The organism is Mesorhizobium sp. M0761, from assembly GCF_040320205.1.
Lineage (GTDB): Bacteria > Pseudomonadota > Alphaproteobacteria > Rhizobiales > Rhizobiaceae > Mesorhizobium.
This window is the reverse complement of record NZ_JAMYPF010000020.1, coordinates 93,150-107,583: the sequence shown is the minus strand read 5'-3', so window position 1 is coordinate 107,583 and position 14,434 is coordinate 93,150. Positions and strand designations below refer to the sequence as shown.

12 protein-coding genes are annotated in these 14,434 nt (G+C 60.8%); 9 read left to right on the top strand and 3 right to left on the bottom strand.

Features of this window, described 5'->3' with window-relative positions:
* Positions 1-37: 37 nt before the first annotated feature.
* Positions 38-1,030 carry a substrate-binding domain-containing protein gene (locus NKI32_RS26100; RefSeq protein ID WP_023704355.1) on the bottom strand — a complete coding sequence of 331 codons (993 nt, stop codon included), beginning with the start codon at positions 1,028-1,030 and terminating at the stop codon, positions 38-40.
* Between the two features lie 363 nt (positions 1,031-1,393).
* Positions 1,394-2,473, bottom strand: a complete 1,080-nt coding sequence (locus NKI32_RS26095; RefSeq protein WP_023692318.1) for a substrate-binding domain-containing protein — start codon at positions 2,471-2,473, stop codon at positions 1,394-1,396.
* A gap of 1,012 nt (positions 2,474-3,485) precedes the next feature.
* Between NKI32_RS26095 and NKI32_RS26090 the strand changes: the two genes are divergently transcribed.
* From NKI32_RS26090 to NKI32_RS26055, 8 genes are all read left to right on the top strand, one after another.
* Entirely contained in the window at positions 3,486-4,508 is a 1,023-nt protein-coding gene (locus NKI32_RS26090) for a LacI family DNA-binding transcriptional regulator (protein ID WP_023686868.1), read from the top strand.
* A 172-nt stretch (positions 4,509-4,680) separates the two neighbouring features.
* Positions 4,681-5,694, top strand: a complete 1,014-nt coding sequence (locus tag NKI32_RS26085) for an SIS domain-containing protein (protein ID WP_023686869.1) — start codon at positions 4,681-4,683, stop codon at positions 5,692-5,694.
* Between the two features lie 28 nt (positions 5,695-5,722).
* Positions 5,723-7,045, top strand: a complete 1,323-nt coding sequence (locus NKI32_RS26080) for an ABC transporter substrate-binding protein (RefSeq protein ID WP_023686870.1) — start codon at positions 5,723-5,725, stop codon at positions 7,043-7,045.
* Between the two features lie 11 nt (positions 7,046-7,056).
* The gene (locus NKI32_RS26075) at positions 7,057-8,016 is read left to right on the top strand and encodes a carbohydrate ABC transporter permease (RefSeq protein ID WP_023682778.1); all 960 of its coding nucleotides are present in this window, start codon (positions 7,057-7,059) and stop codon (positions 8,014-8,016) included.
* Positions 8,013-8,873 carry a carbohydrate ABC transporter permease gene (locus NKI32_RS26070; RefSeq protein ID WP_023686871.1) on the top strand — a complete coding sequence of 287 codons (861 nt, stop codon included), beginning with the start codon at positions 8,013-8,015 and terminating at the stop codon, positions 8,871-8,873. The genes NKI32_RS26075 and NKI32_RS26070 overlap by 4 nt, the downstream gene beginning before the upstream one ends.
* 21 nt (positions 8,874-8,894) lie before the next feature.
* The gene (locus tag NKI32_RS26065; protein ID WP_023686872.1) at positions 8,895-9,749 is read left to right on the top strand and encodes a sugar phosphate isomerase/epimerase family protein; all 855 of its coding nucleotides are present in this window, start codon (positions 8,895-8,897) and stop codon (positions 9,747-9,749) included.
* Positions 9,746-10,609 carry a PfkB family carbohydrate kinase gene (locus NKI32_RS26060; protein ID WP_353004251.1) on the top strand — a complete coding sequence of 288 codons (864 nt, stop codon included), beginning with the start codon at positions 9,746-9,748 and terminating at the stop codon, positions 10,607-10,609. The genes NKI32_RS26065 and NKI32_RS26060 overlap by 4 nt, the downstream gene beginning before the upstream one ends.
* On the top strand, positions 10,606-12,024 hold the full coding sequence (locus NKI32_RS26055; RefSeq protein WP_353004249.1) for an NAD(P)/FAD-dependent oxidoreductase: 1,419 nt from the start codon (positions 10,606-10,608) through the stop codon (positions 12,022-12,024). The genes NKI32_RS26060 and NKI32_RS26055 overlap by 4 nt, the downstream gene beginning before the upstream one ends.
* Positions 12,025-12,201: 177 nt before the next feature.
* Here the strand turns inward: NKI32_RS26055 and NKI32_RS26050 are convergent, their stop codons facing one another.
* Entirely contained in the window at positions 12,202-13,296 is a 1,095-nt protein-coding gene (locus tag NKI32_RS26050; protein WP_352654952.1) for a LacI family DNA-binding transcriptional regulator, read from the bottom strand.
* Between the two features lie 213 nt (positions 13,297-13,509).
* On the opposite strand from NKI32_RS26050, the gene NKI32_RS26045 reads away from it, so the two are divergent.
* Positions 13,510-14,352 (top strand): ABC transporter substrate-binding protein, encoded by an 843-nt coding sequence (locus NKI32_RS26045; RefSeq protein ID WP_353004268.1) that lies wholly within the window; start codon positions 13,510-13,512, stop codon positions 14,350-14,352.
* The last annotated feature ends 82 nt before the right edge of the window (positions 14,353-14,434 follow it).

Genomic DNA, 14,434 nt, shown 5'->3' with positions numbered 1-14,434 from the left:
GATTTGCCACCCCGGCACGCCAGCCATGGTCCGCCATCTAAAGCCCTAGGGCTGCAAGACCATCGACCGTTTCGACCGTGATAGGCTGCACGGCGTCCACGATGATGGTGCCGGTTTTGAAGTCAGGGTGAACGACACCCAGACCTTCGATCGTCATGCCGTCGGTGATTTCACCGCCGCCCGCCAGAAAATCAGCCATCGTTACGAATACTTTGCCCGCTTCCAGAGGATTCCACATATAGCCGCCGTCAATAATGCCGGATTTGAGCATTGCGCTGCCTTGGCTAGGCGAGAATGAACCGACAAGAACCACCTTGTCACCAAGCTTCTGCTCCTCGATCGCGCGTCCGGCGCCGATCGGTCCCTGACTGCCGAACGTCAGGAAGCCGCCGAGGTCAGGATTGGCGGCAAGCACATCCAGAGCCGTCTTTCGGCTGTCATCGGCGCTCTCGGCGACGCCATATCTGTCGCCAACCATCTGCATGTCGGGAAAGTTCTTCTTCAGGTAGGCGATTGCAGCATCGGCCCAGGCATTGTGTGCGGGCACAGTAAGAGAACCTACGTACACAACGTACTTGCCTTTGCCGCCCATTTTCTCGGCAAATAGCTTGGCATGGGCCTCACCGAAACCAACGGCCGAGACCATTTCGAAGTCCCAATCAGCGTTCACCTGGTCTGGCGATTCATGGGTTATGACCTTGATGCCCGTGTCGCGCGCCTTTTTTAGAACCGGCTCGAGAACGTTTGCATCATTCGGCACGACGCCAATTACGCTGACGCCCTGAGCTATCAGGTCTTCGATCGCGCGGACCTGAAGTGCCGGGTCGGCGCTGGTCGGCCCGACCATGAAGCCGTCGTCGCCAAGCTCTTTCGACTTTTCCTTTATTCCCGTTTCCATGGCATTGAACCAGGGAATGCCGCCGATCTTCACGACAACTCCAACCTTGACGTCCTTTGCCAGCGCAGCATTCATTGTGGCGACCGAAAGGGCTGCGCCGAACGCTGCCGCGAGTATAGTTTTTGCTAACATTTAATTCCTCCCTGATTGACGAGTTTTTCAGTTGCCTATTGCCCATGTCGGCTTTGTTTGGCCCACCCCTTTGTGCCCGACGGCATTGACGCACTCGGCGCCGCATTCCTCCCAGAACGCGCCATAAAAGACTTTGAATGCCGGCCGGTCAAGGTGCTAAATAGATTTAGCAAGGCGGTCACGCCACCAGCGTCTAAAAACATTTCTCGATTGATGTAAACGATCCGCCCTTCGCACTCAGGCTGCAACCGTAGAACGACATGCGATCGCCCGCGAGCCTTGGGTGGAGGCGGTGCTACCCAGATCCGAGGTGCTGATGAACGGAGTTGAACTTCTGCAACGATGTCTCGTGACAAAGAATTGCTAGTGGTCGATGCTCGATTTGGATGCCGAATCCCAATCTTCTTGGGCGCCGTCATGCTCTCCGGTTCGCCCAAAGCTGGTCGGTACGGTCACCAGCGGAAAGTGGTCTATCGAATAATTCTCGAGAAGCGAAAATCCTTCAGCAATCATCACCTCGACATTCTGTCGGACCATGGTCACATCGAAGGGCAAATGCGCCGCGAATGGATCCCAGTCGAAGCTTCCGACAACAACCCGTCCAAGCTCACTTGAGGCTAGTGTCGAAGTGAACCGCAATGTTCCTTCAAGAGCGGTCACGCCGTTGACGAACATACCTGAGGGCAGATGCCCAAGCTGAGCGTATCGTGCAGCGAGAGACCGAGCAGCGTTGGTCGGTGCGTATCCGCAGCAGTCAATCGTGCCCGGGCCCGTAACAATCCCATGCGCTGCCAGCGCATCGTGAAAACCCAGCAAACGGCTACGTGTTGCGTCATCATCGCTGACCCCGCCAAAGAAGAAGAGATCTTCGGTGGAGCCCCCTCGTTCTTTCAATTTCTGAACAATGATCTCTGTGAGCGCCTTGGCGCCCCCGTAGTTGTCAGAAACAACTGAGGGAGCCCGGCGGCCTGGCAGATCGATGTTGATGCACCGGACGCCCGCTGCCCGGCACAGATCATTCAGCGGATCGGGGTCACGAACGCCCGCAAGGAAGAGAAATTCCACCTGCTGAGCCAGCAGGGTTTCCGTCACACTCAACTCGTTATCAGGATTGCGATGGGTGCTGACGACGATCGGGCACAAGCGGTGGACGCGGGATTCCGCTTCAAAGGCTTCGGCCAATCCGGCGAAGAAGCGATTGCGGTAATGTGGCAAGATCATTCCAGCGAGTCCGGATCGGGAAAGCCGCAATCCTCGTGCCTTGAGGTTGACAGCATAGCCAAGCCGCTCAGCCCAATCGAGGATGGTCGCTGCGGTTTCCGCCTTGATCCGGTGCTGTTGCCACGAGCCATTGAGGACGAGACTGACGGCGGTCGGGGACGACTTTGCCGCCACCGCGATATCATAAATCGTTGACTTGCGTCGGACAGACTTTCTCGCCATTGGTGACGCTCCCGCTGGGAGATGCAGTAGACGCTAGTGCGGGGTCAAGGCAACATCTCTAAATTGCGTCAAACGGTTTGGAGGAGCGACCCCACGGAAGGACGCGGCCTCTCGTGCCTCCGGTCCGGTCTCCCTGATTGTCTCGATCGTTGCAATGACAGCGCCAGGGAAATCGGCAGATTTGGGATTTTCCCTGAAGCTTCGTTCAGCGTCACTGGAGACACCAACCCCAGTGTTTCGGCTTTGGTCTCCCCGATGATCAATCACCTTGCAAAGGTCGACGAGAAGTTTCGATCAGTTTGGAGCCCACCGTTGGCGATGGTCGGGCGCACGCGTCACGATCGAGTCCTCCGTTTCAATAGCGGGAAGCTGAAAGCTTTGGGTTTCTGAGTCTCTATCTGGCCCCAAAAGGGTGCTGCCGGATGCGCCTCGTCTCCGGGCGTTGTTTGCGTACTTGGCCGAGGTGCCCTTGCTTGGCAAGTTCCTTCCGCGACAAGGGTCTGCTCGACAGCATTTTCGTCGCTATTGCCAATGCGGAGCCCCGAAGGATCAAAACCGGTTAGCAGCATGATGCCGACGGTTCAGAGCAAGCGACTCAGATTCCCGATTTGCTCAGAGTCTCCCAGCCTGTGGCTCTCCGTGCAGCGGGCCTTGAGCGTCTGGCTCGGCCTTTTTGAAAGCTCGCCTCCAATCGCTGGACGAGTTTGGCGGCAAGGCTAGTCGTCTCCATCGGTGTTATGATCGATGCCAGGGAGGCCGCCTGGACCATGGCGTGAACTCATTGCCGTATGCTGGCAGTGCAAGGCAATGAACTGACTGCACAACATGTAGGTGCATTCGTGGATCAAATTTCCAGATAGCCAAACAGCGCGCGTATCTCGATTAGGTGGCAAGGAGTTGCGAAAGCTATGTTCGCAGTTTGAGAATCGTCCGATATGCCGCACAACGATGCCGGCAAGACGAGCCGAGAATGATCTGACGCAATGTTCAGATCCAAGAAGGACGGTTACCTGTGGCCCAGAAAGGAATCACACTAAAGGACGTTGCCGCAGCGGCTAAGGTGTCGCGCGCCACGGCCGCCCGGGCGCTCAACAGCTATGGTTACGTTGGCGACGAGACGGCGCTCCGCGTGGTTGAGGCAGCCGAAAGGCTGGGCTATCGGGCCAACCTCGTCGCGCAGGCGCTGCGCAGCGGACAATTGCCGATCATAGGCTTCGTGCCCGGCGATATCCAGAATCCGTTCTTCGCCCGAATCGCGCACGACATAGAGGTGGAACTGCGCAAGCACCGCCACAATCTTCTGATTGCCAGCAGCGAGGAGAATGTAGAACAGGAGAAAGAACTGCTTGAGAGCCTTCGCTCGCTCAGCATTCGCGGCTTCATCCTTGCCCCAACGTCTGCAACCGACAGCCAGCATATTGTGCAACTGGCCCGCGAAGGCGCACCGATCGTGCTCATCGACCGCGTGGTAAAGGACCTGCAATGCGACAGCGTTGTCGTCGACAACGAGGGCGGGGCACGCGAGGCAGTGGACTATCTAGTTGGCAACGGTCACCACCGGATCGGTCTTTTGCGCGACGAGTCACGCATCTTTACGGCACAGGAACGCTTGGCTGGCTACCAAAACTCGCTCCACTCGCATGGGATCGCAATCGATGAAGCGCTCATCGGCGTATCGCGCTCGACCGTCGAGCACGCCATCGAAGCCACGATCCGCCTGTTCAGCCGGCGCAATCGCCCGACCGCACTGTTCACGGTGGACAGCCTCATGACGCAAGGCGCGCTTCTTGGCCTGCGTTCAATGGGGCTCTCGATTCCGCATGATGTGTCGGTGGTTGGCTTCGATGACTTCAACCTCGCCACGTTCACCGATCCGCAGATAACGGTCGTGGCGCAACCCATCTCCGAGATCGGACCGCTCGCCGCCAGATATCTGCTGGAGCGGCTTGCCGGCAAAAAGGTTGCACCGCGCCGTACCCGATTTCAGACCCGCTTGATCGTACGCGGATCGGTTGCCCGGCGCGCTGTGCGCTAAAGAGCAAACCCCTCGATTTCGGAGAATTTCGTCTAAAGGACTTGCCATTGGCGAAATTGCGTGCCCATTATTGCTTGTGAGATCGATCTCACATCGGAAAACGAGCTAGACGGCCCACCGACGCCTAAGGCGGGCTAGAGGCCTGTCACATGCGAAATACAAGGAAAACGTCATGCTGAACTTCGATAGGGACCGCTTCGTGAAGATCCAAAGCGGGGCCGTCGCCGTCGCAGGTGAGGTTCGCTCACTCATGCGCACACTGCTGGCAGATGGCGTCGAGCGGCTGTTTTTCATGGGCACCGGCGGCGTGCAGCTTCTAACCTTGCCCGCGATCGAGTTGGCGCAGCGCTGTTCTACCTTCCCGGTGAGCGGTGCCTATCCGGCGCAGGTCGTGATCGATCCGCCCGCCGGTCTCGACAGCAAGGCCGTGGTGGTCATCCCGTCCTTGTCGGGCACGACCAAGGAAGGCGTCGAGCTCATGGCCTTTCTGAAAAAACGTGGTGTGCGCACGATTTCGCTCACCGGCCATTCGGATACGCCAATCGCACGGGAGGCTGACCACAATTTCACGAACTTCGCCGAAGACGACACCTCGTCGGAATCCTTCTACCTGCAGACGCTGCTGATCGTCCTGGCCCTGCTGGAAGAGCGCGGCGAATATGATGATTTTGATGGCACTGTCGCCGAACTCAAACTGCTGCCGGATCTGCTTGCCGACGCCAAGGCTGCCTTTGAGGACAGGGCGGCCGAACTGGCCCAGACAATCAAGGACGATACCTATCACATCTTCACCGGCGCCGGCTCGGTGTGGCCGGAGGCACACTATTACGGCATGTGCATCCTCGAAGAGATGCAGTGGATTCGCACCCGCCCGGTGCACGCCGCCGACTTCTTCCACGGTACGCTCGAGTTGGTCGAGCCGGGCGTCAGCGTTTTCGTGTTCAAGGGCGAAGATGCCCTTCGGCCCCTGGCCGACCGGGTCGAGAACTTCGCCAGGCGCTACACGGACCGCGTTCGCACGCTGGACGCGGCCTCGGTCAAGTTGCCGGGCATCTCCGCAAAGGTCCGCGGCATGATCTCGCCGGTTCTGCTCGCCACCTTGCTCGAGCGGCTGAGCGCCCATCTCGAGGTGCTGCGCAACCACCCGCTGACCACCCGTCGCTACTACAAACGCGTGGAATATTGATCCCCTCTTACCTCTGAAGGAGCTATCCATGAAACGTTCGCTGCAAGTCGTGGCGGTCACGGTGGCCGCGGTATCATCATTGGGGTTGTCGATAAGCGGCAGTTCCGCCGCTTCGCCGGCTGTCACGGCCGACCCAAACGCCAAGGTGGAATACACCGGCACGCTTTCGGTCCTGACCAAGTTCGGGCTGCAACAGCTGTCGCCCTATTTCGTCAACCTGGCACAGGCCTATGAGAAGCTCCATCCGGATGTGAAGGTCGAACTTATCCAGGAGAGCGACGACAGCGTGAAGGGCAAGACCAAGACGCTGGTCGCTTCCAACTCGCTGCCCGATATCTATTTCTCCTGGACAGGCAGTTGGGGTGGCAATTTCGTGCGCGGCAATCGCGCCGTTGATCTCACGCCCGTCATTGCTGCCGATACCGAGTGGGGCAAGTCGCTGTCTCCAGCCGCCGTCAAGGCGTTCCAGTACAACGGCAAGTTCTATGGCATTCCGCTTTACCAGGATGCCAAGTTCATGGGCTACAACAAGCAGATCTTCGCCAAGCTCAGCCTCAAGGCACCCGCCACTTTCGAGGACTTGCTGACCAGCTGCGACGCCATCCGCAAATCCGGCGTGACACCGATCTCCTTCGGCAACAAGGAGGCTTGGCCGGCGATCCACTTTGCAGGCCAGCTGCTCGCCTACAACGTGCCGCAGGCAACGCTGGAACGCGACTTCGATCCGGCCACCGCCCAATACAGCGATCCAGGCTATGTCGCAGCACTCAAGCAGTTCAGCCAGCTTGTCGAGCGCTGCACCGATGGCGCCGGCGTCAACGGCACATCCTATGCCTCGGCTCTCCAGGCCTTCACCAACGCCCAGTCGGCCATGTACTACCAGGAAATCATCGAGTTCGATCAGGCCGCCACGCCGGAGTCGGCGTTAAAGCCCGCCGATTTCGGATTCTTCCGGCTGCCGGTGCCCGCCGGCGCCAAGGGTGACGCCAAGTCGATCGAGGGCGCGCCGGAGGGCTACATGATCAATGCGGCATCGAAGAACATCCCGCTGGCGATCGATTTCATGAAGTTCGTGACCTCGAAGGAAAATGCGCAGGTCTTGTCTGCGCCACCCTATGGCCAGCCGAGCGCCACCATCGGCGGCGCCTCGGAATCGAACATGAGCGCGGCTGTGGTCGATGGCCTCAAGGATATCAACGCCGCCTCATACCTCATGCCCTGGCTGGATACGGCCAACCCACCGCGCGTCGCCGCCGTCTGGCTGTCCAGCCTGCAGGCGCTGGCGGGCGGCTCGATGACGCCCGAGCAAGTGATGGACGAGGTGCGCAAAGCCGCATCCGCGGCCAAATAAAGCAGGCGAGCATGGCAAGGGCCTCGGACACAGTGGACAGCGGCGCCGACATCGGCGTCGCCAGGCCGCAACGGCCAAAGAGCCGGCGGGCCTGCTTCGCCAACCTGTTGTCGTTGCGATGGGCGGCGATCGCGCTCATCCTCATCGGCTGGTTCGTCTATTATCCGATCGTCGACAATTTCATCGTCAGCACCACCGACCAGGACATCTACACCGGCGAGGTCACCAATGTCGGCCTCGCCAACTACGACCGGCTGCTGCATGACCCGGTCGTGCTACTGGCGCTGTGGAACAACTGCCTCTACGCTCTCATCTCCGTCATCTTCCAGGTCTTCGGCGCGTTCCTGCTGGCGGCCATTATCGAGGACCTGAAAAGCGAAAGCTGGCGCCGGCTGTGGCGCGCCGTCTATTTCGTGCCGTCGGCAATCTCGATCACGGTGACCGGCCTGCTGTTTTATTTCATCTACCAGCCGCAGATCGGCTTGCTGGATGCCGCGCTCAGCCGTGTTGGACTGAGCCAGCTCGTCATGCCTTGGCTCGGCAATGAGCACACCGCCATCTATGCCATCATCGCCATGAGCCAATGGCAGGGTTTTGGCTATTCGACGCTGCTGTTCGCCATCGCCATCCAGAAGATCCCGCGCGACCTCTACGATGCCGCAACGATCGACGGCGCGGGTCCTCTTCGCCGCCTGTGGAGCATCACCTTTCCGCTGACCCGGGAAATGACGGGGTTGATGATCATCGTCACCATCACGGGCGCGTTCCAGGTGTTCAACGAGGTCATGGTGATGACCGCAGGCGGTCCCAACAACAGCAGCCAGGTGCTGGGCACGTGGCTCTACCAGAAGGCCTTCATCGAGGACAATTTCGGCTATGGCGCGGCGATCGCCGCCGTCATCTTCATGTTGACCATGCTCACAGGTGCGGCACAGCTCTGGTACACCAAGCGCCGCCGGGTGCAGCTATGAGTGCGATGGTCGCAGCCGGTCGCAGCCGGCACGTCAATGTGTGGTCGGTCATCGCCAGGACGTTGCTCTATTCATTCCTGGTCTGCCTTGGTGTCGTCGTCATCTATCCGCTGATCTGGATGGCGCTGAGCGGCTTCAAGGACAATGCGCAGATCTTCGGCGATCCCTTCGCCCTGCCCACCCATTGGTCGTGGAACAATTACGTGCAAGCGTGGAACCAGGGCGTGCGTGGCTACGTGACAGTCTCGGTGCTGGTGACCGTCGCTTCGGCCATATGCACCGTGCTGATCAGCGCCTGGACGGCTTTCGGCCTGACCCGCACCAAGATGCCGGCAAAGCCGCTGGTTATCGCCATCGTTCTGGGCGGCTTGATGCTGAGCCCCACGGTGGCGATCATTCCACTGGTGAAGATGTTGCAGGCGCTCGGTCTCTACAACACCTACTGGGCGCTGATCATTCTCTACACGGCGTTCCGTGTGCCGTTCACCACCTTCCTCATCCGCGCCTACATGCTGGATCTGCCTGAAGACATCGACGAGGCGGCGACGATGGATGGCGCCAGCGAGGGTCAGATCTTCTGGCGCATCACCTTGCCGCTGTGCCGGCCGATCATCATTTCCTGCGTCATCCTGCACGTCCTGTTCGCCTGGAACGAATATCTCTTCGCCATGATCTTCACGAGCGGCTCGGATGTGCAGACGCTGCCGGTCGGACTGACGTCGATCATGGCAACCCACGGGACCAACTATGCCGTGGTGTTCGCGGCCATGACGATCTCGGCGCTGCCTATCGTGATCGTGTTCTTTGGCGCGCAACGCTACTTCATCCGTGGCTTGGCCGAAGGCATCGGCAAATAACAATTCCCGAAAGGAGCCTTCATGCCGCAGCTCGCTGCTCATCAGCTGATCGGAGCCAATTTCAGCTTCCAGCACTTCCCCTTCGATGAGGTCGCCAGGACGATCCGAGGCTTTGGCCTGCGCGAGATCGAGCTGTGGGGGATTGCCCAGCATCTGGACCTGTTCCACGCCACGGACGCACGTGTCGAATCCGTTCGCCGGGTACTCGCCGACAACGAGCTGTCGGCCTGGTGCTTTACGCCTGAGCAGGTGTTGTATCCAATCAACATTGCCTCCGGCGACGCCGCACTGCGCCAGGACAGCATCGAGCGGTTTTGGCGTGCAGCCGACATCTGCGCGGCGCTTGGCGCCCGCTATCTCTTCCTGACGCCCGGCCGGGGCTACGAGAGCGAACCCCGGCAACCGGCATGGGACCGCGCGGTCGGTTCGATCGGCGAGATCGCCCGGCGCGCCGCCGCAAACGGGGTGCGCTGCCTGCTCGAGCCGTTGCAGCGGTTCGAGAGCAACCTCGTCAATAATGCGGCAGGCCTGCGCCAAATGCTGGATGAGGTGGGCGCCGGCAATATCGATATCGTGCTCGACACTGTCGCCATGGCCACGGCCGGCGACACCGTGGCCGGCTATGTCGACCTGTTCGGCTCGCGGCTGGCGCATGTTCATCTGGTCGACGGCACGCCAGGCGGGCATCTGGTGTGGGGGGAGGGCACGCTGCCGCTCGACCACTATGTCAGCGAACTCGCGCGCCTCGGCTATGCCGGTAAGTTCACCTTCGAGCCGTTCGGCAACGGCTCCTACGCGCTCGATCCGGTAAAAGCCTGGACACGCTGCCTTGGCGCCATCGCGCCGTATATCGATCGCGCAACGGTGCCGGCATGAGGTCGAAAAAGCTTATCGCGGTCGGGGACAATTGCCTTGATGCCTATTTGACCAACAACTTGATGACGGTGGGCGGCAATGCCTTGAATGTCGCGGCGCAATGGCGGCGCAACGGCTGGTCCGCGCGCTATTTCGGCGCCGTCGGGAACGATCCCGAAGGCGACGTGGTGCTTGCCGAACTGCAAGGTGCCGGCCTATCTCCGGACGACGTCGAACGGCGTCCCGGCGATACGGCCGTCACCTTGCTGCGCGATGAATCCGGCGACCGGAAGTTCCTGCACGAATCCTTCGGTGTGGGCGAAAACTACATGCCGGCGCCCGCGCATTATGCGGTCATCGCCGCGGCCGACTGGGTGCATCTCGGCACCAACGCCAACAAGCACCTTGTTCAACGATTGGTGGCGGACCATGTGCCGTTCAGCATCGATCTATCGACCGCCCATATGGCGCTGCCGCTCGACGGTGTCCCGCTTTTGTTTGCGTCCGGACCGGACGATGTCGATGTTCCCATCGAGCCATCGCTGGGCGCGCTCAGGGCGGCCGGCGCAAGGCAGGTAGTTTTGACCTGTGGCCGACGCGGCTCCTACTTCGACGATGGCACGAATGTCGTGCATGCGCCGGCGACGCTTGTCGATGTCGTGGATACGTGTGGCGCCGGCGACAGTTTTATTGCCACCTTCCTCGCCGGCTTCCATTTCGGCGGCCTTGGCGCCCTGGAGGCATTGCACAGGGCGTCGATCGCGGCGGCACAGACCTGCACCCATCTCGGCGGGTTTCCCCAGAGACCGCGTCCGATACCCGATTGGCTGCGAGCCAAATATGCCAGCTTCATTGTCGATGCGCAGGGAGCCCAAGCGTGAGTACACTTCGTTTGCGGCAGCCTGCGGTCGCGCTTGCATCTGACCGGTCGTTTTGGCTGCAGGACATTACCGCCGCCCCTGCGACCGAGCCATTGCGAGGCGACGAGCGCGCCGACGTGGTGATCGTCGGTGGCGGCTATACCGGTCTGTGGACGGCGCTGCGGATCCTTGAACTGGCGCCGCAAACGCGGGTGGTGATCCTTGAAGCCGATCTGTGCGGATCGGGGGCCTCGGGGCGCAACGGCGGTCAGGTCCATTCATGGTTCGCCGAAATCGACCAGATCAGTGCGGTCGTCGGTCTCGAGGAAGCGCGCCTGCTGTGCGCCGACACGGTGGCATCGATCGCGGAGCTGAAGGCGCTGCAGCAAAACGGCACCATAGACATGGACCTGAGGCTGGACGGATGGCTGTGGACAGCAAGCTCCATTGCGCAGGAAGGCGCCTGGGAGACCGCCGTGGCCTTGACGGCGGCTGTTGGAGAAAACCGTTTCAGCCCGCTGACAGCCGAGGACATTCAACGCCGCACCGGTTCATCGGCCTCCTATGTCGGCGTGGTCGAGACCACTGCCGGCACGGTCCATCCCGCCAAACTTGCCATCGGATTGCGCAAGCTGGCACTGGCACGCGGCGTCATCATCCACGAGCGCAGCCCGGTCCTCGCCATCGAACCCGGCATGACATGCACGGTGCGCACGGCGCATGGCGCGGTACGGGCTGACAAAATCGTGCTTGCCGCCAACGCCTGGCTTTCCGCGCTGCCGGAACTGCGGCGGCATCTTTATGTGGTCGGCAGCGAGGTGATTGCCACTGCCGCCGTTCCCGAACTGCTCGACAGCATCGGCTGGCGCGACGGCGCCTCGATCTGCGATTCCCAGGCCCAGGTGCTCTACTACCAGCGCACCATCGGGGGCAGGGTGGTCTTCGGTCGTGGCAGCGGCAACGTCGCCTTCAGTGGAAATTTCGGCGCCAGCTTCAACCGCAGCCCGGAGCACGGCGGCGACAATATGCGAGAGCTGCATCGGGTCTACCCGTCGCTGCGCGGTGTGGCGATCGAATATGACTGGTCGGGGCCGATCGACTGCGTGCCTGAACACGTTCCTGTCTTCGACCACCTGCGCGATTATCCCAATATCTTCTACGGCATGGGATTCAACGGCACCGGCATCGCGCAGACGCCGATAGCCGGACGCATTCTGGCGAGCCTGGTGCTCGAGCGAAAGGATCGCTGGAGCGAAAGCGGTCTGGTCGGCATCGAGCGGCGCATGTCGCTGCCGCCCGAGCCTTTGCGTTATCTCGGCGCCAGGCTTGTCCGCGCCGCGGTGCGCCGCAAGAACGAGGCCGAGATCCGCAACCGCAAGGCCGGCAGGATCAGCAGTCTTCTGGCGGCCCTGAAGCCAGGCAGGCGCAAGAAGTAGCCGGGCATCTGGCTCATCGTCATGCTCTTCAAACCATGAGCCGGCACGTGCCGTCCCGATGACGGTGGACGCGGCATTGCGATCAGGGTGCTTGCTGGGTTGGTCGACGTACATTCTTAAAGCGGAGTGCGTCGACCTTGTTCTAACGTATTCATGTGGGCCGTATCGCCATCACACCTATGCTTGGCGCACTTGCGGCTTTCCATTCGAGGGCGGGCCAACGGATCCGCGTGCAATGATGGCGGTCGGCAAAACGAGCTTTTCCGCCGGGCGGGAATCTCCCTTCAATCGCCGGATGAGCAATTCCGCGACGCTCTTGCCAAGCGCGTAGACGGGCTGGTCGATAACGGTGATGGGCGGCGTGGTGACGCTCGTCCAGTCCGCATCATGGAAAGTGATGAGCGAAATGTCGTCGGGAACCCGCAGGCCGCGCTCGCGGGTCACCTTGAAGATCTCCAGCGCAATGACGCTGTCGGAGGCGAGGATCGCCGTCGGCCGATCCGGCGCCGACAGCATCTCGCCGGCAACCCTGCGCGTTTCGGTGGGGCTTGTCGCGCCAAGGCGAACAAAGCGTTCTGGCCGATCAAGTCCGGCCTCTCGGCACACGGTGAGGAAACCGTCGATGCGCTCACGGACCGACGAGGTGTAGATCTGCCCGAGATCGCGGTACTCGTGCCCTTCGGCGTCGACCGCGGTCACATAGGCGATGTTGCGGTGGCCGGCATCGGCTAGAAAGCGGGTCGCCAGCATGGCGATGCCGCGATCGTCGGTCGTGACCGTATCGACATCCAGATCTGCCAGCGCCCTATCCAGCAGGGCAAGCGGTCGGCCCGAGCGGTGGATATCGCGCAGGTGCGCGATGTCGCGCGATTCCGACGGCGTGACGATCAGCCCGTCGACGCGCTTGCCGATGAGCAGTTTCACGGCCGCCTTTTCCGCCTCGATCTTCTCGCCGGAATTGGCCAGGATGACGTTGAACCCGGCTGCCTTTGCCGCGTCGCTGATGCCGCGTACCGCGAGGCTGAAGAACGGGTTCTCGATGTCGCCGACAACCACGCCGATGATGCCGGAGCGGCCGGTCGTCATGCTGCGGGCGAGCTCGTTCGCACGATAGTCCAAGGCCTTGGCCGCGGCCATGACTTCCGCGCGGATCATGTCGCTGACGACGCCGTATCCGCCGAGCACGCGCGCGGCTGTCGCTTTCGAAACGTTGGCCGCGCGGGCGACGTCGCTGACCGTTATCGACGGGGTCTTGGGGGCGGTTCTTTTCATCGGATGACGACTACAAGAGTTGTTGACGGGAGGTCAACGTGGCGATAACGATTAACAAAGAGACCGGTCTCACGCAATATGAGACCGGTCTCTTTAAAAGGAGTGGAGCCGAGAGGCGTGACGGACCGTGATTTCGGCAAGGGCATGTCGGCGCGCCAGATGGCGGCTCGACGGAAATACCAAGAAGAACAGACCTTCAGAGTGGAGAAAGACATGAGCAGGAAAGAAATTCTCAAGTCGTTGATGTGCCCGGTCAGAACCGGCGCAATGGCTCTTATGGCGATGTGCCTCGGCGCTGGGCTGGTTTCAGGAGCGGCCGCCGCGGATGACAATCCCTATGGCCTCATTGATGCGAAGGTCATCAGCGTCGGAACCATGGGCGATGCCAAACCCTACGCTTTCACCCAGGCCGATGGGTCGTTCACCGGCTTCGACATCGAATTGTTCCGCAACGTCGCGAGCCGCCTTGGCTTCAAGCCCGACCAGGTGATCTTCACCGGCCAGGAATTCTCGGCGCTGATGCCTTCGGTGGCAAACGAGCGTTTCGATGTCGCGGTCGCGGCAATCGGCACGACGGAAGCACGCAAGAAGACCGTCGACTTTTCCGACGGGTATATCGCAGGCTATCTGTCCGTGCTTACTGCCGACAAGGCGATCACGTCGGCGGACGGGCTCAAGGGCAAACGTCTCGGCGTCGTGCAAGGCACGCTCCAGGAAATCTACGCGGCGAAGAATTTTGTCGGAACCGATCTCGTCAAATTCCCCGACAACAACTCCGCCGTTTCGGCGCTTAACAACGGAACCGTGGATGCCCACTTCCTCGATTACGAGGCTGCCAAGGACTATGGCGTTCGCTATCCGAACCTGAAGATCGCGGTCAATATTCCTTCCTTTGACGCGCCGGCCGGCTTCGTCCTGCGCAAGGGCAACGACAAGCTCCGCAATGCGCTGAACACCGCCCTTCACGCGGCCATGCAGGACGGCACCTGGAAAACGCTTTATGAAAAGTGGTTCCCCGGCTCGCCGATGCCCGACCAGTATCTTCCCAAGAAGTAGACCGTACCCGGCCGCTGGCTTTCATGCCGGCGGCCGGATTACGCCGCCGTCCTTGATGCGGACGATGTGAATAGCGCAACCA